21 protein-coding genes are annotated in these 23357 nt (G+C 62.3%); 17 read left to right on the top strand and 4 right to left on the bottom strand.

Features of this window, described 5'->3' with window-relative positions:
• Window positions 1–1161, bottom strand: a 1161-nt coding sequence (locus VKV28_03665) for a secretin N-terminal domain-containing protein (GenBank protein HLH75886.1), incomplete at its 3' end; no start/stop codon positions are given.
• A 233-nt stretch (window positions 1162–1394) separates the two neighbouring features.
• Between VKV28_03665 and VKV28_03660 the strand changes: the two genes are divergently transcribed.
• The 15 genes from VKV28_03660 (at window position 1395) to VKV28_03590 (ending at window position 17230) form a co-directional block, all read left to right on the top strand.
• On the top strand, window positions 1395–2672 hold the full coding sequence (locus VKV28_03660) for an FtsX-like permease family protein (GenBank protein ID HLH75885.1): 1278 nt from the start codon (window positions 1395–1397) through the stop codon (window positions 2670–2672).
• A complete protein-coding gene (locus VKV28_03655; GenBank protein HLH75884.1) occupies window positions 2665–3399 on the top strand; it encodes an ABC transporter ATP-binding protein in 735 nt (244 codons plus the stop codon). The genes VKV28_03660 and VKV28_03655 overlap by 8 nt, the downstream gene beginning before the upstream one ends.
• 294 nt (window positions 3400–3693) lie before the next feature.
• Window positions 3694–6075, top strand: a complete 2382-nt coding sequence (gene bamA / locus VKV28_03650) for an outer membrane protein assembly factor BamA (protein HLH75883.1) — start codon at window positions 3694–3696, stop codon at window positions 6073–6075.
• Window positions 6076–6183: 108 nt separating this feature from the next.
• A complete protein-coding gene (locus tag VKV28_03645) occupies window positions 6184–6843 on the top strand; it encodes an OmpH family outer membrane protein (protein HLH75882.1) in 660 nt (219 codons plus the stop codon).
• Between the two features lie 10 nt (window positions 6844–6853).
• Window positions 6854–7318: a 3-hydroxyacyl-ACP dehydratase FabZ gene (fabZ, locus tag VKV28_03640; GenBank protein HLH75881.1), complete on the top strand. Its 465-nt coding sequence runs from the start codon at window positions 6854–6856 to the stop codon at window positions 7316–7318.
• Window positions 7315–8100 (top strand): acyl-ACP--UDP-N-acetylglucosamine O-acyltransferase, encoded by a 786-nt coding sequence (lpxA, locus tag VKV28_03635; protein HLH75880.1) that lies wholly within the window; start codon window positions 7315–7317, stop codon window positions 8098–8100. Before fabZ ends, lpxA begins: the two co-directional genes overlap by 4 nt.
• A complete protein-coding gene (gene lpxI / locus VKV28_03630; GenBank protein ID HLH75879.1) occupies window positions 8093–8902 on the top strand; it encodes a UDP-2,3-diacylglucosamine diphosphatase LpxI in 810 nt (269 codons plus the stop codon). Before lpxA ends, lpxI begins: the two co-directional genes overlap by 8 nt.
• Window positions 8889–9833 (top strand): Gfo/Idh/MocA family oxidoreductase, encoded by a 945-nt coding sequence (locus VKV28_03625; GenBank protein HLH75878.1) that lies wholly within the window; start codon window positions 8889–8891, stop codon window positions 9831–9833. The genes lpxI and VKV28_03625 overlap by 14 nt, the downstream gene beginning before the upstream one ends.
• Before the next feature lie 41 nt (window positions 9834–9874).
• Window positions 9875–11050: a lipid-A-disaccharide synthase gene (gene lpxB, locus VKV28_03620; GenBank protein HLH75877.1), complete on the top strand. Its 1176-nt coding sequence runs from the start codon at window positions 9875–9877 to the stop codon at window positions 11048–11050.
• On the top strand, window positions 11047–12813 hold the full coding sequence (locus VKV28_03615; GenBank protein HLH75876.1) for an ABC transporter transmembrane domain-containing protein: 1767 nt from the start codon (window positions 11047–11049) through the stop codon (window positions 12811–12813). Before lpxB ends, VKV28_03615 begins: the two co-directional genes overlap by 4 nt.
• Window positions 12814–14097, top strand: coding sequence for a glycosyltransferase N-terminal domain-containing protein (locus VKV28_03610; GenBank protein ID HLH75875.1), 1284 nt, complete (start codon window positions 12814–12816; stop codon window positions 14095–14097). It abuts the gene before it with no gap.
• On the top strand, window positions 14094–15218 hold the full coding sequence (gene lpxK / locus VKV28_03605; protein HLH75874.1) for a tetraacyldisaccharide 4'-kinase: 1125 nt from the start codon (window positions 14094–14096) through the stop codon (window positions 15216–15218). Before VKV28_03610 ends, lpxK begins: the two co-directional genes overlap by 4 nt.
• 2 nt (window positions 15219–15220) lie before the next feature.
• Window positions 15221–15391, top strand: a complete 171-nt coding sequence (locus tag VKV28_03600; GenBank protein ID HLH75873.1) for a Trm112 family protein — start codon at window positions 15221–15223, stop codon at window positions 15389–15391.
• Window positions 15392–15418: 27 nt separating this feature from the next.
• A complete protein-coding gene (locus tag VKV28_03595) occupies window positions 15419–16468 on the top strand; it encodes a glycosyltransferase family 9 protein (protein ID HLH75872.1) in 1050 nt (349 codons plus the stop codon).
• A gap of 15 nt (window positions 16469–16483) precedes the next feature.
• The gene (locus VKV28_03590; GenBank protein ID HLH75871.1) at window positions 16484–17230 is read left to right on the top strand and encodes a lipopolysaccharide kinase InaA family protein; all 747 of its coding nucleotides are present in this window, start codon (window positions 16484–16486) and stop codon (window positions 17228–17230) included.
• A gap of 6 nt (window positions 17231–17236) precedes the next feature.
• On the opposite strand, the gene VKV28_03585 is transcribed toward VKV28_03590, so the two are convergent.
• Complete coding sequence (locus VKV28_03585) at window positions 17237–18475, bottom strand: MFS transporter (GenBank protein HLH75870.1); 1239 nt, start codon at window positions 18473–18475, stop codon at window positions 17237–17239.
• Between the two features lie 19 nt (window positions 18476–18494).
• Window positions 18495–19742 carry an MFS transporter gene (locus tag VKV28_03580; protein ID HLH75869.1) on the bottom strand — a complete coding sequence of 416 codons (1248 nt, stop codon included), beginning with the start codon at window positions 19740–19742 and terminating at the stop codon, window positions 18495–18497.
• Window positions 19743–19997: 255 nt separating this feature from the next.
• On the opposite strand from VKV28_03580, the gene VKV28_03575 reads away from it, so the two are divergent.
• Window positions 19998–20627: a glutathione S-transferase N-terminal domain-containing protein gene (locus VKV28_03575; protein ID HLH75868.1), complete on the top strand. Its 630-nt coding sequence runs from the start codon at window positions 19998–20000 to the stop codon at window positions 20625–20627.
• Between the two features lie 19 nt (window positions 20628–20646).
• Here VKV28_03575 and VKV28_03570 read toward each other — a convergent pair whose 3' ends face one another.
• Window positions 20647–21402: a dienelactone hydrolase family protein gene (locus VKV28_03570; protein HLH75867.1), complete on the bottom strand. Its 756-nt coding sequence runs from the start codon at window positions 21400–21402 to the stop codon at window positions 20647–20649.
• 304 nt (window positions 21403–21706) lie between these two features.
• Between VKV28_03570 and VKV28_03565 the strand changes: the two genes are divergently transcribed.
• The gene (locus tag VKV28_03565) at window positions 21707–23245 is read left to right on the top strand and encodes an MFS transporter (protein ID HLH75866.1); all 1539 of its coding nucleotides are present in this window, start codon (window positions 21707–21709) and stop codon (window positions 23243–23245) included.
• Window positions 23246–23357: the final 112 nt, after the last annotated feature.

Below are 23357 nucleotides of genomic sequence, written 5' to 3'. Positions count from 1 at the left end.
CATGCCACCCATCCCCATCCCGCCCATACCCATGCCGCCCATTCCCCCCATACCACCGCCCATGCCGCCCATCATGCCCATTCCCCCCATGCCACCCATCCCCATCCCGCCCATGCCGCCCATCATGGAGCTCATCATGCCCATGCCGCCCATTCCCATTCCGCTGCTGCGGCCCAGGGTTCCGGCCCCGGTGGTAGGCTTAAGTTGGGAGGGTCCGCCACCGCCGCTGAGCAGGGAATCGAGTACCGCGACCATCTCCAGCGCCTGCGCATATTTGAGATAGTAGACGTGGATACGCGACAGGGCGTTGGGCGAATGGACGTCCAGTTCGTCAACCAATTCCTTGATCTGATGCATCTGGACCGGGCCGGCCAGGACGATCAACGAGTTAGTGCGTTCGTCGGGCACGATCTTGAAGGCGCGCGAGGGGGCCTGCGCCGAGGGTGCCGCCACCCCCATCCCGGGGCGATAATTGCCGGTGCCGCCGGCGCGCTCTTGCATAATTTGGTTGATTTTAGGGGCGAGATCGTCGGCATAGGCCAGCTTAAGCGGTATTACCGCGACCGCCTGCTGCAAGCCCTGGGCGTCCAGGCTGCCAATTATCTTGAGCAGCCGTTGCACGTTCCACGCGTCGTCGGTGACGATCAGGGTGTTGGTCTCAGGAAAGGCGGCCACTAACCCGTCGCGCGAAATCATAGGTTGGACCACGCTGACCAGGGAAGCGGCGTCGATATTGCGAAGCTTGATCATACGGGTGACGTATTCGTCGGCGGCGGTCTGGGCGGGCTGCTGGGAGAGCGTCACTTCGCTGCTTTCGCGGGCATTGCGCGAGGGTTCGATCTTGATAATCGGGCCGGCCTTGACGGTCGTGAAACCCTTGAGCTGGAGGACCGATTTGAAAATCGAATAGGCCTGAGCGGGGGTTACTTTGCTGGGCGAAACGATACTGACCTTGCCCCGCACGCTATCGTCCAGGACGAAATTCTTGCCCGTGATATCGCTGATAAACTTGGCCAGGACCGAGATGTCCACATCCTGGAAGTTCATCGTGATGAGGTTATCTGGGCTGCGTTCGGTAAGGTCCTGAGCGCGCGCGCTGGATACCGCGACCGCGTTTATGAGCACCGCCATCAGCGCGAGCGAACAACACCATCTCTTCATATCGGGGACTCCCGTGGTGCAGCTTAATCACACGGTCCAGCCAAGGTTATACAGAAGCGAGGGAAAGCTGCGCAACCGCACGCCCCAACCCACCGGCGCACTGTTGCGCGGGCGAACAGCCGCGCGCATGATGGGACAGTGCACGGCGCCCCTCCTTTTTTTGTGTCAGGCTGCGGCGCCGCCAGACCGTCAGGTTTTGACCGGCAGAGCCGAATTGTTGTGACAATAGCACCGTGCGGTTCGAATTCCTGATTGGTCTGCGCTACCTGCGCGCTCGCCGCAAGGAACGCTTTGTCTCCTTGATAGCCATCATTTCCTTGGCCGGAGTGATGCTAGGTACATTCGCCCTCAGCGTCGATCTGGCCGTAATGAGCGGCTTCGAGGCCGATCTGCACGCCCGGCTGCTCGCCTTCACCCCCCACATTACAGTCCAGTTACCCCCCGCCGCATCGTATGACGCTTTGCGCGCCAAGCTTCAAACAATTCCCGGAGTGGTGGCGGTGGCGCCCTATGTCTCCGGCCAGGTGCTGCTGGCCTCCAGTGGTAGCCGGGGGACGGCCGGATATGTCAAGTCGGGCGGGCTCTTGCGCGCGGTCACGGTCGGCCGCCAGTCGGTGCTGGCGCATTTTTCGAGCATGTTGAGCCCTGGCGCGCTGAGCGCGCTGGCTCGTCTGCACTCGGTTAGCGTGGGCCAGGGGAGCCAGGCGCGGGTGGTTGAGTTGCCGGCCATCATCCTGGGTGGGGAACTGGGTGCGGACCTGGACGTGGATGTGGGCGACGTAATCACTGTTATCTGTCCCCTGGGCTTCGGCGCGACCTCCGAGGTTCCGCCCCTTAAACGTTTTGTCGTCGCGGGCTTCTTTCATTCGGGGATGGCTCAATACGATTCCACCCTGCTTTTTGCAAACCTGGCTCAAGTTCAGGCTCTGGTCGGTAACAGCCCGCAGTTCGAGCATGGTTTGGAATTGCGGATAAAAGATATCTTTCAAGCTCCCGCCTTGGCCGCCCGCATTGCTCCGCTGGCCGGTGCGGGTGCCACCGTGAGCAATTGGACTCAAACCGATACCGGCCTGTTTGCCGGCCTAAAGCTGGAAACTTTTACCCACTTCGTGGTCTTGCTTTTGATCGTGCTGGTGGCTGCCTTTAACATCGTCGCAACCCTGGTGATGGTGGTAATGGAACGGCGCAAGGAAATCGCGATCCTCCGCGCGATGGGTGCGCGGGCGATGGCGGTGGGCGGGATTTTTGTGTTCGAGGGGGCGATGCTGGGTGTGGTGGGAACCACTTTGGGAGTGGGCGCCGGTTTCGTCGTTTCGTTTTTAATCGGCAAGTATCATCTGATTCATCTGCCTGCCGACGTGTTCATGGTCAGCGCCGTACCCGCGCGCCTGGAACCGCGCAATTTTTTGCTGGTCGCGCTGGCGGCGGTAGTGCTGTGCCTGGCGGCGGCGCTTTATCCGGCTTGGCAAGCGCGTTCGCTCTCCCCGGTTGAGGTAATTCGTTATGAATGACGCGCCGGCCCGGCCGCTCGCCTCCCCGTCGGCCACCGCCTCGCTTCTGCTCCAGGCCCAGGGACTGACCAAGAGCTTCTATGATGGAGGCCGCGAGATAGGTGTGCTGCGCGATTTGAGCTTCGAGGCCTGCACGGCCGAGCGAATCGCGATTGTCGGCCAATCCGGTGTAGGCAAGTCCACTTTTCTGCACGTGTTAGGTAGTTTGGAGCCGCCCACCGCGGGCAAGGTTATCTTCGAGGGCCAAGATTTGTTCGCGCTCTCTGCCCGCCAACTGGCCGAGTTCCGCAACCTCAAGCTGGGCTTCGTATTTCAGTTCCACTATCTTCTGGCTGACTTTTCCGCTTTGGAAAACGTCATGATGCCCGGACTGATTGCACGCCGGTCGCCGGCCGAAATCCGTCGCGCGGCGGCCCAAATGCTGGAGCTGGTCGGGCTAGGCGACAAGGGCCATCGGCGACCCGCGGAATTGTCGGGAGGCGAGCAGCAGCGGGTCGCGGTGGCGCGAGCGGTCGTGCTACGGCCGCGCCTGGTGCTGGCCGATGAACCTACCGGCAATCTCGATCCCACCACCGCCGAAGAAGTGCACGTATTGTTCGAGCAATTGAGCGAGTTGGGTATAACGTTCGTGGTCGCCACTCACAACGAGCGGCTGGCCAGCCGAATGCATCGGATCCTGCTCATGCGCGATGGTCGCTTGCAGCCTTATGTGCACGGGGCTGCTTAAGTAGCGAAGAATCCCCGCCTCACCCGATTCCTCTGGGCCCGAAAGAAGGGCGAATCGTGGCCCGCATTTTTTAGGCTTAAGTGGAGGCGAAGCTATTCGCCTGACCCGCTGTCGAAACGTCCGAGGTAACCCACAAGCATTTCTACGGTGGCGCGGCGGGACGGCTCGGGCTCATTTTCGTCAGGTTTGCATGCAGTGGTTGCCGGCGGCCAACTTTGACACGCCTTCGACGGCTGATGGCTTTACTTCATACAAGCGATTGGTTAGCTTGGTCGCCGCTTTGGTGTTCTCTGAGTGGCAACGGCAAAGAGTAACCGGCTTTCAGGAGGTGCGCGCCTGCCGCGCGCGGGTTTAGTAGGGCTGCTGCTTTGCCTGCTAACGAGTACGCTGGCGCACGCCCAGTCCTCGCCCATCGGCACCATCACCGCAATCCGCATCGAGGGTAGCCAACGAGTGGAGCGGGGCGCAATTCGCTCTCATATCACCGCTCAGGTGGGTCAACCCTACAATCCGGCGGTAGTCGATAGCGACGTCAAGTCGATTTACGACATGGGTCTGTTCGACCAGGTCTCGGCCAATGTGCAGCAGACCTCGGGGGGACTAATCCTGACCTATCTGGTCAAAGAACATCCCTACATCTCCGACGTCAAGTTGGAGGGGATGAAGAAGATCAAGAAGACCGACGAAAAGGTACAGCAGGCGATTAAGGTACGGCCGGGCTCGATTCTTGATCCTGACTTGGTCGATGAAACCATTCGCGGCCTGAAACAGATTTACCAGGATAAGGGCTATCCGGACGCCACCATTACCTTCAGCGAGATCCCGGGGCGAGAAAATTCGGCCATTGCAGTGTTCACGGTGCATGAAGGACCCCTGGTGGAAATCGGCAAAGTCGATTTCACCGGTAACCATGCTTTGACTTCGCGTGAATTGCGAAGCGTAATTCAAACTTCGCGCCACAACATCCTGAGCTGGCTTTTGGGCAGCGGGGTACTCGATCCCAAGGCGGTCCAGGAAGACCGCGGGCGAATTTCGGCAATCTACTACGAGCATGGCTATCTGACCGTGCACGTGGCCGAACCCACGATTACCCGCAAGAACAACAAGCTGACCGTGATTTTTCCGATTGCGGAAGGGCCTCAATTCAAGGTTGGGACGGTCCGTGTGACCGGAGATCTAAAGGTATCGGCAAACTTTCTGGAGTCGGCGTTGACCCTCAAGACCGGCCAAGTCTTCAAGCCGACCACGATGCAGCACGACGTGCTGATCTTGTCCGACTTCTATTCAAATCGGGGCTACGCATTCGTCAACGTTTCGCCGCGCACCCAGATCAATCCCGACGCTCACACCGTGGACGTGACCTATCAGATTCAGCCCGGCCATCAGGTGATTGTCGACCGAATCAATATTACCGGCAATACCAAAACCGCGGACAAGGTGATTCGGCGCGAACTGGCCATTCAGGAACAGGAGCCTTACTCCGCATCGGCGATTCGGATTTCCAAGGCACGGCTGGATTCGCTGGGGATTCTATCCAGCACCAATTTTACCACTTCGCCCGGTCGCACGCCGGACCAGGTCGATCTCAATTTGGCCGTGCGCGAAGCCCAAACCGGCTCTTTTTCGGTGGCAGGCGGTTTCGATAGTGCCTCGTCGGTCTTTGGCGATTTCCATGTTGGGGAGAACAACCTGTTCGGCGGCGGGCAGAAAATCTCGTTTGATGCCCTGGTCGGCTTTTTGTGGCGCAATTACACCATAAGCTATACCGAGCCATGGTTTCTCGATATGCCCCTGTCGGCCGGCATCGATCTGTACGACTGGGAGGAGTTTCTGCCCAGTTTCACCCGCAAATCCACCGGTATTCTGCTGCGAACAGACTATCCGCTAGCTCAGTTAGGCCTAACCAGGGTGGGGCCATTTTCGCTCAATAACGTCGATGCAGGGCTGAATTATCGCTTCGAGAGCGTCGGAATCGAGGGGCTGGCACCCTATACGACTTACCAGATCATCCAGTACAAGGGTTACCATCTGAACTCGGCCTTCGAGCCCAGCTTGCGCCGCTTTACGGTGGACAATCCGACCGATCCGCGTAGCGGTTCGGTCCAGAGCTTGACGCTGGACTTTGGCGGTGCAGGTGGGCAATATTCCTATTTCAAAGCGTTGCTGCACGCGCGTTTTTTCATTCCCATCATCCGCAGTCAGGAATGGGGGGAATGGGTCTACGAAATTGGTGGCGACTTCGGCATCGGGAGCAGTTTTAACGGCAACGCGCTGCCGCTGTTCGAGCGCTTCTTCCCAGGCGGTCCGTACGGGCCGGATTCGGTGCCGGGATATCCATTTTATAGTTTAGGGCCACGGGTAGAGGTGTTCAGCCAGTCAGGCGGTTCGCAAGGCTATGAGAATGTGGGTGGCAGCGAGGAGCTGATTCTGGAGCACGAGATCGACTTCCCCATCGTTACCGCCTTGGGTCTGCGGGGATTTATCTTTATGGACGCCGGCCAAGCCTATTATCTGAGCCAGACTATCACGCCGCAAAGCTTGCAGGTGGCGGTTGGCCCAGGCATTTTCTGGAAATCTCCCTTTGGGCCCATACGGCTCGCGGTGGGCTTCCCAATGAACCCGCGGCCTGACGACATGCCCTTTGACTTCATTATCGGGGCGGGAGCGAACCTCTAGCGCGGCGCATGCGAAATTGGCTTAATGCTGATGGACGAATCCAAGCAAGGATTTAGGTATGGACCCGCCCGACCAAGGGCGCGCCCGTGCTCGATCAATTCGAGGGTTATGAACAGACGTGTTTTGAGGCTAGGGCAGTTGACGGTGGCGGCCGTGATGGTGGCCTTGTTGGCGAGCGCGGCGGCCGCGGCCGAGGTGAGGCTGGCCTACGTCGATCTGCAGCGGGCGCTTAACGAATGCAACGCCGGCAAGAAGGCTCGCAACCAATTTCGCGGTGAGATCGAGGAATTGCAGGGCAAACTCCAGCGCCAGCAGAGCGAAGTGCAAGCGCTCAAGGACGAACTGGAAAAAAAGGGCATGCTGATGCGCGATGACGAGCGGCGCAATCTGCAAGATGAGTATGCCGCCAAACTGCGCGAGTTCGAGAGTGCTTATAAAAACGACAAGGACTTGTTGCAGCAAAAAGATAACGAGATAACTGGCGCAATCCTCAAGGATCTAGCCTACGTGGTGCGCAACTTGGGCGAACGCGACGGTTATACCGCAGTGCTGGAAAAGGGCAGCCTGCTCTACGCCGTTCCGTCGATCGACATCACCGATCAAGTCATCCGCGAGTATAATCGCGAAAACACTCCGGTAGGCTCTTTGGGCGAGCGCGACGGGGGCGACTTCAGCAAGACTGCTTCGGCGGGCGACGACAGCGATGCGGCCGATGAGAGCACGACTTCCTTGTCTCACCACCATCATAAATCCAGCATTTCCAAATAGGGGTGACACGGTGAGCGCGGCTGGGCGCGAACCTGACCCGCGGTTGCAAATCCTGGGCTTGTTGCCCCACCGCTTTCCCTTCCTGCTGGTTGACCGCGTGGTTGAACTGTCCGCCGAGCGGGTGCTGGCGCTAAAAAATGTCAGCTTCAACGAGCCCTTTTTTGTGGGCCACTTCCCCGCCTTGCCGGTGATGCCTGGGGTGCTGATCGTGGAGGCGTTGGCGCAAAGTGCGGCAATTTTGGCCCGGCCCTTGCTCGTGGCGCGCGCCCACGCGGTCTTCATGCTGACCGGCTTGGACAAGGTGCGCTTTCGCCGCCAGGTGATACCCGGTGACCAACTCCGCCTAGAGGTCAGCTTGTTACGCCAACATCGCCCTTTGTGGAAGATGCGTGGGGAGGCGCGCGTAGGCCAGGAGCTGGCGGCGGCGGCGGAGATTTCGGCAATGGAAGTCGAGGAGTCGGTTTCGCCGTCTTGATTCATCCTGCTGCCATCGTTGATCCGCGCGCCGAACTGGCTTCTTCGGTCCATATTGGTCCCGGCGTAGTGATTGGGCCTGAAGTGCGGATTGGACCCGATACCGTGGTTGGTCCCTACACGGTCATCGAGGGCCGTACCATTATCGGCGCACGAAACCATATTTTCCAATTCGCCTCGTTGGGTGCCCCGCCGCAAGATTTGAAATATCGCGGCGAGCCCTCGCGCCTGGAAATCGGCGACGATAACAAGATTCGCGAATTCGCCACCATCCATCGCGGTACGGAGGGCGGCGGGATGGTGACGCGGTTGGGGAATCACGTGTTGGTGATGAACTACGTCCACATCGCGCATGACTGTCTGATCGGAGACCATTCCATCCTGGCCAATTCCACTGAACTGGCCGGCCATTGCATCCTGGAAGAATGGGTGGTCGCGGCGGGTTTGTGCGGGGTCCATCAATTCACCCGCATCGGCGCGCACGCGATGCTGGCGGCGGGCAGCAAGGTAGCGCAGGACGTGCCGCCGTTTGCGATGGTGCGCGGAGATCGTGCGCGCTTGGTCGGGATCAATTCCGTGGGCTTGCAGCGGCGCGACTTTTCGCCGGCTGCGCAGGCTGCGATCGGGCGCGCTTTTCGGACCTTGTTTTTTTCCCAGCAGCGACGTGAACAGGCGCTGGAGGCGGTCTTGGCGCGCGACGGTGACGTCGCCGAGGTGGTTCGCATCGTCGATTTTCTGCGTTCATCTCAACGTGGCGTAGTGGGACGCGAGCGCGGTGCCTGAGTTGGGCCTTATCGCCGGCAACGGCAGCTTTCCCTTGGAGCTGGCTGCCGCGGCCAAGGCGGGGGGCTGGCGCGTAATCGCGGTCGCCCATCAGGGCGAAACCCAGCCAGCGCTTCAATCTTTGTGCGATCAGGTAACCTGGATTCGGGTGGGCGAACTGCAACGCCTGATCGGGGTCTTCACTGCCGCCGGAATTAGGCAGGCGGCGATGGCGGGCGGCATCAGCCGGGTGCGCCTGGGCGAGTCGTTTTTCCCCGATAACCGGGCTCTTGCGATGCTCGCGCGGGTGGGTCGCTTCAGCGACGATGCGGTCTTACGCGGGGTGGCCACGGAGTTGGAGAGCGAAGGAATCGAGGTTATCGATCCGGTCGCGATGCTGGGCCCGATCCTGGCCTCCAGGGGCGTGTTGGCCGGACCTGGCTTGCAGCCACGCCAACTCGAAGATTTGGAACTGGGTTTCGCGGTCGCCGCCGCGGTGGGCCGCTATGATATCGGCCAAGCGGTGATGGTTCGCGACGGGGTGGTGGCTGCGGTCGAGGCGGTGGAAGGCACCGACGCGGCCATCGCGCGAGCGGCGGCTCTATGCGGTGCCGGATTGGTGGTGGTCAAAAGCGCCAAACCCGGCCAGGACCTGCGCTTCGATCGCCCTGCGATTGGGCCTCAGACTATCGAGCGCCTGCATCAGGTAAAGGCTGCAGTCTTGGGAATTCAAGCCGGGGTAGCGATGATCCTGCAACGGGAGGAGACCTTGGCCTTGGCGCAGAGGCTGGGAGTCGCGGTGTACGGCCATGGCCAAGCTTAACGCGGCGGTGATCGGGGCTGGGCGCCTGGGCACGCTGCATGCAGCCAAATACGAGGCTTTGGAGCAGGTCCGTCTGCGCTACATCGTTGATATCGATCTGCCTCGTGCCCAAGCTTTGGCCGCCTCCAGCGGAGCCGAGGCGTTGACGGATTATCGCTTGCTCCAGGGGCGGGTGGATTTGGCTAGCGTAGCGACTCCGACCCTCAGCCACGCCGAGATCGCTGGCTTCCTGCTTAACTCCCAGATCAACGTCCTGCTGGAAAAGCCGATGACCGCCACCTTGGAGCAGGCGCGCACGTTGGCGGCACTGGCGGCGCGCAGCTCCGCCCTCCTGCAGGTCGGTCATCTGGAGCGCTTCAACCCAGCAGTCCTGCGCTTGCCGCCCATCCTGGCCCATCCACGTTATATCGAATGCCATCGCTTGGCGCCCTTTACCGAGCGTGGCACCGATGTGGATGTGGTCTTCGACCTGATGGTGCACGATCTGGATTTGATCCTCAGTCTGGCCCAAGCGCCGGTCGTCGCGGTGGAGGCGCTGGGGGTGGCGGTGCTGACTGACCGTATCGACGTTGCCAATGCGCGGCTGCGTTTTGGAGACGGCATGATCGCCAACGTTAATACCAGCCGGGTGGCGCCACGGCGCGAGCGTAAAATTCGCTTCTTCCAGCCCGACGCCTACATTTCGTTGGACTACGAGGCTCGCAAGCTGCAAATCTACCGCAAGCAGGCCCCGGCGCCGGGAGCCGCTTATCCCACCATCTCGGCTGAATTGATCGATCTGCATGCGGGCGATCCACTGGCCGAAGAGATTGGCGAATTCGTCACTGCGGTCATCGAGCGCAGCGCCCCACGGGTGGGTGCGCAAGAGGGGTTGCGGGTGATCGAGCTGTGTCAGTGGGTCAGTTCGCAGATAGCGGCCGGCCAACCTTGAGCGACAGGCGCGGCGGCGGCGGCGCTGGGGCATAACCGGCGATGTCTGTTAAACTCGACGATAGCGTGGGAGCGGGGGCGCACAGCGCCCGCCGGTCGATTATGATAGTTGCCGGCGAGGCCTCGGGTGATTTGCATGGGGCCGACCTAGCCCGCGAGCTGCGCGCCCGTCTGCCTGACTACGACCTGTACGGAATCGCGGGCGAGCGGATGGTCGCGGCGGGGGTGCGGCCGCTATTTCGCAGCGAACAGATCGCGGCGTTGGGGCTGACCGAGTTGGCAGCCACGATCGGACGCACTTTACGGGCCTGGCGCGCCCTGCGTCTGCGCTTGCGTAGCCAACCGCCCAACCTGCTCATTCTGATCGATTTCGCCGAGTTCAATCTTCACTTGGCGCGTAGCGCGCGGCGCGCCGGCGTGCCCGTACTGTATTATATAATCCCACAGGTGTGGGCCTGGCGCCGGGGCCGGGTGCGCAAGTTGATCGAGCGCGCCGACCGCCTGGCGGTGGTTTTTCCCTTCGAAGCTGAGCTTTTTGCCGCCGCCAGCCAGCGCGTGTTCTTTGTCGGCCATCCGCTGTTGGATCGGGTACGACCGCAAGGCTCGCGCCAGGAGACGCTGGCCCGCCACGGATTACCGCCGCAGAGCAAGCTGCTCGCTCTGCTACCGGGCAGCAGGCCAAGCGAAGTGCGCTACTTGTTGCCGCCGATGTTAGCGGCCGCACGCATTTTGCAAGTAAGCCACGGCCTGCAGGTTTGCTTGGCACTGGCCCCCGGGTTGGATCTGGAGTCGATGGCCGGCGCGTTGAGGCTGGATTTGAGCGGGATATATATAATCCGCGCCGACACGTATAGTGTGGTGGCAGCCAGCGAACTGGCGTTGGTGGCCTCTGGCACCGCGACTTTGGAAACCGCATTGTTAGAATGCCCGATGGTGATTGCCTATCGAGTGGCTCCTGTGACCTACGCCGTAGCCCGCCTGCTGGTAACCGGGGTCGAGCATATCGGGATGCCCAACATCCTGGCCGGCGAGCAGGTGGTTCCCGAGCTGATTCAGCGCCAGGTCAGCGGTCGTGATTTGGCCGCGGCCGCGGCTCCTTTACTGGAGGCTTCGCGGCGTGCCGCTACCGTCGCGCGCCTGCGCCAGCTTCGCCCGATGCTGGGTGCTCCGGGTGCGGCGCGGCGGGTGGCGGCGTTGGCGGCGGAGATGCTGACGTGACCCCGCTTTCCAACCAGGCCTATCGTCGCCTGCTGCGCTATCTGCGCCCCTACGTGTTCCCTTACGTGGCCCTGGCGGTGGCAACGATGCTCACCCTGAGTGCCACCAACGGGGCGGTGCCATTTCTGGCCAAGAACTTTATCAATCAACTCGCCAAGCTGAGAAATCTCAGTCAACTCCATTTATTGTCGCTGGAGCTGCTGGCGCTGTTCGTGATTCGGGCGGTGGCGAATTTCGGCAACAATTATTTGACCGAATACATCGGGCAAAAGGTGGTGCTCGATCTGCGCGCGCAGCTTCATCGTCGATTGCAGCAGATGTCGCTGGCGTTTTTCAACCGCACCCCGACTGGAGTCCTGATGACACGGATCTTGTCGGATATCACTTTGGTGGCGGGCGCTACCACCGACGGGATTTTTTCCCTGATTGGCGACACCGCGACACTGCTCGCGCTGCTAGGTGCGGCGATTTATATCGATTGGTCGCTGGCCCTGATCGCGGCGGTGGTCTTTCCGGCCGCGGTGCTGCCGCTGACCCAGTTCAGCAAGCGGATGCGCAAAATGTCGCGTCGCTCGCAGCAGCAGTTGGGCGGTTTGGCGGCTTTGCTCCAGGAAACCATCCAGGGCAACCGGGTGGTCAAAGCCTTCGGCATGGAAGATTACGAGTGCCGGCGCTTCGAGAGCGAATCGCGCCGCCTGTTCCGGATCTACATGCGGGTGAGCGCGATCAAGGCCTTTTCCACCCCGATGATCGAAGTGATGGCGGCGGTCGGCGTGGTCGCAGTGCTGTGGTTCGGCGCCGTCTCGGTGCTCAATGGCAGCCGCACGCCGGGCTCCTTCGGCGCCTTTTTCGCGGCAATGCTTTTGGTGTACGAGCCTTTCAAACGGCTGACCCGTACCAACAATTCCATTCAACAAGGCATCGCCGCCGCCGAGCGAGTCTTCGAGGTGCTCGACGAGCCAAGCGAGGTGGCCGAGGACGCCAACCCTGTGCCGCTACCACCCGGGCCCCATTCGATCGCGCTAGAGCAGGTGGGCTTTCGCTATGCCGAACAATGGACGCTGCGTCAGATCGATCTGGTGCTGCGCCCGGGCTCGATCGTGGCGCTGGTGGGGATGAGCGGCGGAGGGAAATCAACACTGGCCGACTTGATTTTGCGCTTTTATGACCCACAGGAAGGGCGAGTGACGCTAAACGGAGTGGACATCCGCCGCCTGCGAATCGCTGATTTGCGCGGACAAATCGGGCTGGTGACTCAGCATACGTTTTTATTCAACGACACCGTGCGCGCCAACATCGCCTACGGCAACATCGGCCAGAACCACGAGGCGTTGGTCGAGGCGGCGCGAATGGCCAACGCGCACAACTTCATCAGCCGTCTGCCCAAGGGCTACGACACTGTAATCGGTGAAATGGGGGTGCGGCTGTCGGGGGGCGAGCGCCAGCGCATCGCGATTGCGCGTGCCCTGCTCAAGAACGCTCCGATCCTGGTTTTGGATGAAGCCACTTCGGCCTTGGATTCGGAATCCGAGCGCCTGGTGCAGGAAGCGCTGGATCGACTGATGGAGAATCGCACGACCCTGGTGATTGCCCATCGCTTGTCCACCGTGCGGCGGGCGGATCAAATAGTGGTCATCACTCGCGGACGCATCACCGAGTCCGGCAGCCACGCAGAGCTGATGGCCTTGGGCGGGGAGTATCGCAGCCTTTACGATCTGCAATTGCACGCCTTGGAAACTGATCCCAGCAGCCAGGTGGCTTGAATGAAGCCGGCGGCCGCTGCGTCGAACACGATGGCGGTGAGGCTGTACAATCTACTCTGGCGGCCGGCACGCCCCTTGGCCTTGTTGGCCAGCGGCGCGCGCGCGCCGGCCGCACGTCGCCAGCGGCTGGGGCTGGTGCCATCCCCACCCGCTGATCCTCGGCGAGTGTGGCTGCATGCCGCCTCGGTGGGCGAGGTCGAAGCGGTACGGCCAATCGCGCTGGGCTTGCTGGAGCGCGCGGCGCCGCTCAGTCTCATCGTCACGTGCATGACTCGTGCCGGATGCGAGGCCGCGGCGCGACGCATCCCGCAAGCCCGAGCCTGTTGGTTAGCTCCGCTGGACCATCCACGATGCGTGCGTAATTTTCTCGAGGCGGTCAAGCCCAGCTTGCTGGTGATATGCGAAAGAGAGCTTTGGCCAAACTATTTCTTCCAGGCCAGCGCAACCGGCGCGCGTATCGCTCTGATCAACGGCCGTCTGTCGGAGCGCTCGCTGCGGCGCTACCGGCTGGCATGTTCGCTTTGGCAATCTGCCGTGCGCTGCGCCGATTTGCTGATGATGCAGACCGAGGAAGACGCCGAACGCCTACGTGGGTTAGGCGCCCCCCCCGACCGTCTGGTGGTTACGGGCAATACCAAATTCACCGCCTGCGCCGAGATGGAGGTGGACCCTGCCTTGGGCAACTTTTGCCGTCCCCCGCTGATAGTGGCCGGTTCCACCGCGCCGGGCGAAGAGCAGGTCATGGTCGAGGTGTTAGTGAGCTTGCGCCGTGCCACGCCGGCTTTGCGCTTGGTCCTGGCGCCGCGCCATCTGGAACGGACGGTCGAAATCGCCGACTTGCTGACGGCGGCGGGACTGAGTTATGTGACTGCCAGTCATCTCAAGCAAGGTGCACAGGTCGGCCAGGACGTGTGCGTGATGCTGCTCGATACTCTGGGTGACTTGCGCGCGCTTTATTCGCTGGCTCAGGTTGCCTTCATCGGCGGCAGCCTGTTCAAGGGACGTGGCGGCCAGAATCCGGGCGAGGCAGCCAACGCGGGGGTACCTGTCCTGATCGGTCCCTTTCACAACAATCAGCACGTTATAGTCAAGGCCCTAGTGGATGCTGGCGGCGCGGCGGTGGTAGCTAACGCCGTGACGATGAGCTGTGTGGTGGCACGACTGCTGCGGGACGAAGCCATGCGCCGGCGATGGGGCGATAATGCGCGCACGGCCTATCTAGAGCTGTGTGGGGGTGCCGAGCGCACCTTGGCCCAATTGCTTGGCTTGTTGGAGAACGCGTGAAGCTCGGCCAGGGAGCTCGCCTGCAAGCGCTGTGGAACAGCTCATTGCGCGCGCCGGCGGCGGCGCTGTGGGCTGGACTGGTGCCCTTGTCGTTGGCCTACGGTGGCGCGATGACACTGCGAGCGGGGTTTTGGCGGCTGTTCCAGCGTAAATGTGCCGGCGTGCGCGTGGTCAGTATCGGCAATTTGACCGTGGGCGGTAACGGTAAAACTCCTTTTACGTTGTATCTGGCCCGTCTTTTACAGCGAGGCGGCCTGCGCACCGCCATCGTCAGCCGCGGCTTCGGCGGGACCCGCGGAGGCGGTTCCGCTGTTCTGGTCGCCGACGGCGGTCGGTGTTTTTTGAGCGCCCGCGAGGCCGGGGACGAGGCCGTGATGATGGCGCGGACCTTCGCCGGGCCTATCGCGATCGCCAAGCGGCGCGCGGAGGCAATTGCGCTGCTGTGCCAGCGTGGGCCGCTTGACGTAGTAGTGCTCGACGACGCCTTTCAGCATTTACGGTTGGCCCGCGACCTCAATTTGCTCCTGATTGGCGGCCAGCATGGCTTGGGCAATGGCTGGGTGCTGCCCGCCGGTCCGCTGCGCGAGCGGATGGGCGCCGCGGCGCGAGCCGACGCGGTGGTCGTACTCAGCTTCGACCACGCTAGCGATCCGCCGCTGACCGCCCGCCAGCAGGCGGTGCTCAGCCGCAACCCAATCCTGCGCGCCAGCTTGTGGCCTCGCGCGCTGGTTTATCCTGAGGCCGAACGCTGGCGCGAAGAACCGGCGGGCAGCCTGGCCAATCGCCGGGTGCTGGCCTTGAGCGCGGTGGCCGACGCGCGCAATTTTTACGCGATGCTGCGGGCGATCGATGCCGACTTGGTAGGTGTGTTGGAATATCCTGACCATCACAGCTATAGCGCGGCCGACTGGCGTGAGATCCATCGCGCCGCCGCCAATGCCGACTTAGTGGTGACCACCGAAAAGGATCTGGTTAAGCTAGAACGCTTCCCCTTCGCGCGCAGCGAATTGGCCGCGCTACGGCTGGAGATTACGATGGGAAAGGACGAAGAGCGCCTGCTCGCGCTGGTTATGAACGAGTCCACTCGCAAGCTGGTACCAAGGTTGGCAGAGGAGAGATAAGAATGGCGATAAATCAGGAACTTCTGGACATTTTGGCCTGTCCCAAATGCAAAGGGCCGGTCAAAATCACCGCGGCTCAAGATGGGCTGGCGTGCGAAGCCTGTAAGCTGCTCTACCCAATCAAGTCCGACATCCCCATCATGCTGGTGGAAGAGGCCAAGGCGCTCGGCTAGCGCCAGGGCAGGTGTTACCGCCACGGGATGAACCTAGCTGCCAACGAGCCAACCCGTGCAGCGATCGCGCCGCGCGCGTTAGTGGTTCAGAGCGGCTTTATCGGCGATGTGGTGCTGGCCGCCTGCCTATTTGCTCCGCTCAGGCAGGCCGGCTTCGAGGTTTTTCCCCTGGTCAAGCCCGCCGCCCTCCCGCTTTTGCGCCATCATCCCGATGTGGCGCGCGTGGTCGTCGATGACAAGCGCGGCGCCCATCGCGGATGGCGTGGCCTGCTGGAGGTCGCCGCGGGGTTGCGCCGAATGGGCTTTGCGCTGGCCCTGGCGCCCCATCGATCGCATCGAACTTCGCTGCTGCTGTGGCTGGCAGGGATTTCAAGTAGAATCGGCTTCGCCAGCGCGCCTCTGTCCTTTTTGCTGACCCAGCGCGTGGAGGTCGCCCCGAGCGACCATCAAATCATCCGTAACTTAAGTTTGCTGGCCGCCGCCGGTATTGAGCCCGGCCCGCCACGGCTTTCCCTGCGTATGAGCGAGGCGGCGCGGGCGCAAGCTCAGAGTCTGATTGGCGATCGGGCCCGCCCGCTGATCGGGATCGCGCCGGGCTCGGCTTGGCCGACCAAGCGCTGGCCGGCGGAAGGCTTCGCGGCGGTCGTAGCCGCACTGGCTGCGGCCTATCCGCGGGCCGGCTTCGTGGTGCTAGGCGAGCAGGCGGACCGCGAGGCGGCGGCGACCATTGGCGCGGCTGCGGCGCAAGTGGTGGATTTGACCGGCCGGACCTCGCTCGAGGTGTGGGCCGGGCTGATCGAGCGGCTGGACCTGCTAATCAGCAACGACAGCGCGCCGGTCCACGTCGCGGCGGCCTATGGGGTGCCCACGGTGGCGATTTTTCTGGCTACCCATCCCAGCTTTGGCTTTGGCCCGTTGCTACAGCCGTATCGGATCGCGCAGGCCAGCCTGAATTGTCGCCCGTGCACGCCTCATGGCGGAGCGCGCTGCCCGCTGGGTCATTTCAATTGCGCTCACCATCTCACTCCGATCGCGGTCGCGAGCGCGGCGCTGGAGTTACTGGGCGGGCCAGCGTGAGCTGGCAGGAATGCGGTGAGCAGCGTGCGGAACTATCTTGCCGCGCAGGGGTTCGTGCCGATTAGCGCCGCGGGCTGGCGGATCTACCTGGCGCCGATTTTGATTCCCCATCAGCGCAACTTCGTTCAGGCGCTGGCAACTACGGCCAGCGGCCTGGCGCCTGGGGCTGGAAACCGGCGCGGCGCATTACCGCTGCGGCTGGAAGGCCTACCGCCGATGTATTTACGCCACAATCGGCGCGGCGGCCTGATGGCGCGGTTGATCGACGACGTCTATGTGGGCCTGCGGCCTCGTCCCTGGCGAGAGCTGGAGATAAGCCTGAGGGCGCGCGAGCGGGGTGTCGCGGTAGTTGAACCGCTGGCCGCGGCTCTCACCTGGCTCGGACCGGGGCTTTATCGCGGCTGGTTAGTGACGCGCGCGCTGGCCGGCGTGACATTATGGCAATGGTTGGGTCAGGAAGCGGATTCGCCTCGGCGAGCGCGCGCCCTGCTGGGCGCGCGAACCGCAATCGAGCGTGCTCAGTGGGCCGGCCTCTTTCATCCAGACCTTAATTTGCAGAATCTGATGGTCGAGGAAACGCAGAGTGAGTTTTCATTCACCTTGCTAGACCTGGATAAGGCAAGACTGTACGACGCACCGCTTGGAGCGAGCAGGCAAGCCGCGGTCTGGCGGCGGGTGGCGCGTTCGGCGCGCAAGCTGGAGCAGGCCGGTGGCATGCGAGCGGCGGAAATCGCGATACTGCTGGGTAAGTCCGCCCGATAGTCGGCGCTAGCCGGCGTGAGACGGTTGTGGGGCGTGCCAGCGGCCATAGCGGCGGCGAAAGGAGCCGCGTAGGAAGACCGCCATTGCGAGTCCGAAAAAAACGAAGCCGGCAGTTGCCACGCCCCGCCATCCCATCATCACCCACGCGTTGGCGGCAGTCAGCGTGCCGACCGCGCCGCCGCAAAAATACGACACCATGTAAACCGTATTGAGTCGGCTACGCGCATGGGGCAGCAGCGCATAAATGGTTGTCAGGTTGGAGACGTGGTTGGATTGTGCGGCCAGGTCGAGCAGGACCACTCCCACTATTAGCCCCAGCAGATGGTGCCCCAGAAAGCCCAGGACCAGCCAAGACAACAACCCAAGCGACAGGCCAAAGGCGGTAGTGATGCGCGGACTGCGGCGATCGGCTAGGCGTCCTACCGCGGGCGCGATGGAAGCGCCGGCTGCGCCGGCCAGGCCGAACAAGCCGGCCTTGGCGGCGCCGTAATGGTAGGGCGATTGGCCGACGAAAAAGACCAGGGTTGACCAGAAGCCGGCCACCGAAGCGAAACAGAATGCGCCGATCATCGCGGTCTCGCGCAATTGGGGCTGCTCGCGAATCAGATGGCCCAGGGAGCGCACCAGTTCGCCATAGCGAATTTTCTGAGTGGGGAAGCCCTGGGGCAGCAGGAAACGCAGGAGCAGGGTAATAACGGCCATGACCGCGGCCGCGGTCCAGTACATCGTGCGCCAGCCGAAATGGCCTCCAATCAGGCCCGAGACCGAGCGCGACAGCAGGATCCCGATCAGTAAGCCGCTGGTAACGAAGCCCACCACCTGGCCCCGTTCCTGGGGTGCGGCCAAGGTCGCTGCGAAAGGCAAAACGACCTGCACTACCGCGGCAAAGGCCCCGATCAGCAGCGAGGCCACATACAAAGTAGCCGCGTTGGGCGAAAGCGCGGCTACTACCAGGGTCACGTTGACCGCCATCAGCAGCGTGATGATTAGCCGGCGGCGCTCCAGCATGTCGCCCAGCGGCACGAACCAGAACAGGCCGATGGCATAGCCTATCTGCGACATCATCGCGATCGCGCTGGCATGGCGCGCATTCAGATGGAAGGTACGTCCGATGTCAGCCAGCAGGGGTTGGCAGTAGTACAGATTGGCCACCGCCGAGGCGGTGGCCAATGCCATTATGAAAATCAGGCTGCGCTTGAGTCGCGCAGGCGCGGCCGAAGCCACCACCGGACTGACGGATGCCATCGAGCAGTCCGCTATAGGATCATGGGAGTTGGCGCAATACGGGGGCGGCGGATGAGATCGGCGACAAGCGGTGATTTAGGCGGCCGCGGGCGAAGATCAACAGCGCCAGGGAGAACAACATTACGCCGGTGCCACACACTCCCGTCCAACCCACTAGGCTCCAGGCGTTGGCGCCTGCCATCGTGCCCAGCGAGCCGCCGAAGAAGTAGCTGACCATGTAGATGGTGGCGATACGGTTGCGGGCCTCGGGCTTGAGTGCGTAGACCCGAGTCTGGTTGGAGACATGGTTGGAGTGGACTCCGATGTCCAGAATAATCACGCCCACGATCAGCCCCAGCAGATGGTGGCCGAACAAGGCCAGGAACAGATAGGCCGACAAGCCGATCATCAGAGCTACGCCGGTGGTTAAAATCGGGCTGCGCCGGTCCGCGATCCGGCCCACCACCGGCACCAGCAGCGCGCCGGGGATTCCGCCCAGGGCGAGCAGGCCCGCCGCGCGCGGTCCGTAATGATAGGGGGGATGAGAGACGAAAAAGGCGATGATGCCCCATAGGCATTGCAGCCCAGCGAAGCCCAAGGCGCCCAGCAGGGCTGATTCGCGCAGGTCCGGCAGCTCCGCCAGTACCCCCTTGAGGGAGCCCATCAACTGGCTGTAACGCAGCCGCTGCGCGGGCGGGCTAAGTGGCAGCAGCCGGGTCAGCGCGAGCGCGATGGCGGCGTTGAGCAGCGCCGCCAGCCAGTACATCGCGCGCCAGCCCCAGGCGCCGCCGATAAACCCCGACAGGATGCGCGCGGCCAAGATTCCGAGGAACATCACGCAGTTGACGATCCCTACCACTTCGCCTCGCTCCTCGGGGGCGGCCAGCGCCGCCGACAGCGGCACTACGACCTGCACCACCGAGGCGCTGATGCCCAGGAGCAGCGAACTGGCGTAGAGCATTGGCGCGCTGGGAGCGATCGCGATGCCGGCCAGGAATAATGCGCAGGCACCGAGCAGGATGGTGATCAGCCGGCGTCGCTCCACAATATCGCCCAGCGGCACGAACAGCGCCAGCCCGAGGGCATATCCCAGCTCGGCCATGGTCGGCATGATGCTGGCTTGGCGCACGCTCAAATGAAGCGTGCGAGCGATGCCAGCCAGCAGCGGCTGACCCCAATAAAGGTTGGCGATCGCGGTGGCGGCGCCGATCGCCAGGACCAGGACCAGGCGGCGGCTGAGCCGAGAGTGGGGCGAGGCGTCTCGCGCCGGGTTGTGCGCCGCTTCCATGCGTGTTTAGTGCGTGGCGTCAGAATACCCGTCGAGCGAGTCGGCGCAAGCCCACCAGAGGTTGCTTTGACTACTTAGCAAATCCCTAACCCGGTATTCGCGCGCGCCGCAGGGCTGGGGTGAAGACTCGCACACTCCGCAATAACGCTTAAAAGGGCGATGGCCGCGGTGCGCGAGAAGCATCGTCGGTTGCGCGGGCGCCTCAATTGATGGTACCCCAAATCCTGCAATTTCAAGCTAGCAGGAGATGACCGAATGCTTACGCTCTATTTCGCGCCGGGTGCTTGTTCGATGGCCTCACATATTGCGTTGGAAGAGGCGGGAGCGACTTTCGAGGGATATAAGATGGGGCGCGGCGAGCAGGGGAGCGAATGGTACCGCAAAGAGGTCAATCCCCGTGGCCAAGTTCCTGCGCTGCGGATTGACGGCACCATCTTGACCGAAAACTTCGCCATTTTGTGCTACGTCGCCAAGTTGTTTCCGGCTGCGCGGTTGCTGCCCGATGAGCCCCTTGCTTGTGCACAGACACTGTCCGTCATGGCCTGGATGTCCAACACGGTTCATCCCGCCTTCTCACGCATCGTGCGCAGCGAGCGCTACGCGGGTGAAGATCCCGCGGCCCAGACGGGCGTACGCGAAACTGCCCGTAAGAGCTTTTGGCAGCTCTGCCAGGAGATCGACGCGCGCCTGGCCGGCAAGAGCTGGGTGATGGGCGAGCAATTCACCTTGGCCGACCCCTACGCATTGGTCTTTTACGGCTGGTGCCTGCGCGCCGAGCTCCCGGCCCGGGAGCTGACCAATTATACCTCTTTCAAGGACAGGATGGTGGCGCGGCCGGCCGTGCGCCGGGTCTTGGAGCGCGAGCAAAGCCCGCTGCTGGGCTAAGCCCGCCTCTGCCTTTGGCTTATTTCAGATGCTGCTTGAAGAAGGTGACCATCTTGGGCCACAGCTCGAAGGAAGCCTTCTCGCGATACATCTCGGGTCGATGGTCGGCGAAGAAGGCATGACCGCAGCCGGCGAAGGTCTCCATCGTAACCAGCCCAAGCTTGCCTGCTGCCTCCAGCTTCTGGCGCAACTCGGCGCTATGGGCCGGAGAGGGATTCTGATCCTCGGCGCCAAAGACCGCATAGACCGGAATCTTGAGTTGGCCGACTAAATCAACCACCGCGGTCGGATGCAGGGGGCTGTTGTCGCCGGTTATGAAGCCGGCCCAGCAAGCGATCGCCGCATCGACCTTTGAGCTGCTGCAGGCCCATAGCAGCGAATTGCGGCCGCCCATGCAAAAGCCCACGCATCCCACTTTGCCGCTGCAATAGGGCAGAGCGCGGAGCAGGTCGGCGCCGTGGTCGAGATCGGCCACGGTCAGGCGGTCTTCCAACAGGCCGCCGCGGCCTCGAATTTTACTTTCGTCGGGCGATAGGTCTAGACGTGCAAAACCATCGGGTACCAGAACTACGAAGCCTACATTGGCAAAGCGGCGGGCAACGTCACGGGCGTGGTCGCTCAGGCCGAAAACGTCGTGACAGATAATAATCGCAGGATGGGGTCCGTCCTCGCGCGGGCGCGCGAGATAAGCGCTCAGGCGCGTTCCTTCGCTGCGATAGCTGATATCGAGGGTGGACAATCGCTCGGGGTGTTCGACCTGGCCTGCTACTGCCATGGTGGCTGTCTCCTTGAAAGCTAAAGCCGTAGGCCTGGGCCGTCGCCTGTAGGCCGGCCAGAGGCTGTAGGCTTGGCGCCCAATTTAGCTGCGAGGGCACAAAAAGCAACTGCGCCGAGCCGGCGGTTAGCGGGCACCAGGTGGCATAGCATGCTCGACTCAAGTATGGCGCGCGCAGATACTGAGCAGGCAGGCTAAACTGGTGCCCTCCGCGGCCGCGCACGGATGGGAGTGGATGGCGCCGTTATACGGGGCGAGGGAAGTTCGGCGCGGCGCCGAAGAAAGACCAATCAAGCGAGTCAGCATGAAGGGTTTCTCATCCGGGGCGCGACAGCCCGCCGGCGCGGGCCCGATCGAGGGCGTGGGCGGTGCGTATGGCCGGCGCCCGCCGCGAGAGTTCGTGGTTCCGATGATCGTCGGCTGCGCGCTGTTCATGGAAAATCTCGACTCCACCGTCATCACGACCGCCTTACCCGTGATGGCGCATTCGCTGCATCAGAACGCGATCGCGCTCAACCTCGCGATTACCTCCTATTTGCTGAGCTTGGCGGTCTTCATTCCGGTAAGCGGCTGGGTTGCCGATCGCTTTGGGGCGCGCAACGTCTTTCGCCTGGCCATTGTCATTTTTACCTTTGGCTCGATGTTGTGCGGGGTTTCCCACTCGCTCTTGCAATTGGTCGGCGCCCGCATCCTACAAGGCATGGGCGGCTCGATGATGGTGCCGGTGGGACGGTTGGTGGTACTGCGTAGCGTCGATCGGCGCGGTCTGGTCCAGGCCATGTCCTATCTCACCGTGCCCGCGATTCTGGGCCCGGTGATCGGCCCGCTACTAGGCGGATTCATCGTAACCTACTACTCCTGGCGCTGGATCTTCTTCATGAACGTGCCGATCTGCTTGGTCGGGATCGTGCTGGTCTCGCTTTTTATCCCGGTGATCCAGGCCGACGCCGTCCCGCCCCTGGATCTGCCCGGCTTCGCGCTGACCGGAATCGGCTTGGCGGGAGTGGTCTTCGGCCTGGAAACGGTGGGGCGCGGGATGCTGCCCACCGGAGTGGTAGTAAGCGCGCTGGTGATTGGAGTGATCAGCCTGCTGCTTTATTGGCGTCACGCCCATCGCGCGGTCAATCCGATTTTGAATTTGAAGTTGCTCGATATTCGGACCTTTTCGATTGCCACCGTGGGCGGTGGCATGATCTATCGTATGGGGATCGGCGCGTTGCCCTTTTTGCTGGCGATGCAACTGCAGCTCGGCTTTGGGCTGAGCCCCTTTAAATCTGGCCTGCTCACCTTTGCCAGTGCGGCCGGTTCCTTCCTCATGAAGTTCACCGTGCACCATTTCGTGCGCATTTTCGGCTTTCGCAAGGTCCTGATCGGCAACGGCTTCATCACCGCGGCTTCGGTCGCGGTTTGTGCCTTGTTCACCCATGCAACTCCTCACCTGGTAATCGGCAGCGTGCTGTTGGTGGGTGGCTTTTTTCGGTCGCTGCAGTACACTAGCCTCAATTCGCTAGCGTATGCCGACGTCCCTTCGCGCCTTATCAGCAACGCTTCCACCGCAGCCAGCATGGCGCAGCAGCTCGCGATGAGTTTCGGGATTACCTTTGCCGCGCTGATCCTACACACCTGCCTGGTACTGCATCGGGAAACGGTGGTCAGTGCGCGTGATTTCATTCCGGCCTATCTGCTGACCGCGGTGATATCACTCTTCGCGCTGCTCTATTTCGCACGCCTGGAGCCCTCCGCCGGATCGGAGCTAAGCGGCCATCAGGTCGTCGACCACTCGCCCGATGAGGAGCGAACTTCGGTAAGCGGCCTGCTGGCTACCCGCAATCTGGAAAGCTGAGTCGCCTGTCGCAGCCCGCTTGGCTGGTGACGAGATGCCGCGCTGCCGTTTGCGGGTTGTCGCGCCAGCGACTAGCGTGAGGCGGGACAGCGTGCCTCAAGCGCTTGTCGCC

This window comes from Candidatus Binataceae bacterium, from assembly GCA_035294265.1.
Lineage (GTDB): Bacteria > Desulfobacterota > Binatia > Binatales > Binataceae > DATGLK01.
The sequence above is the reverse complement of the archived record's forward strand: the minus strand, read 5'-3'. Positions and strand labels throughout refer to the sequence as shown.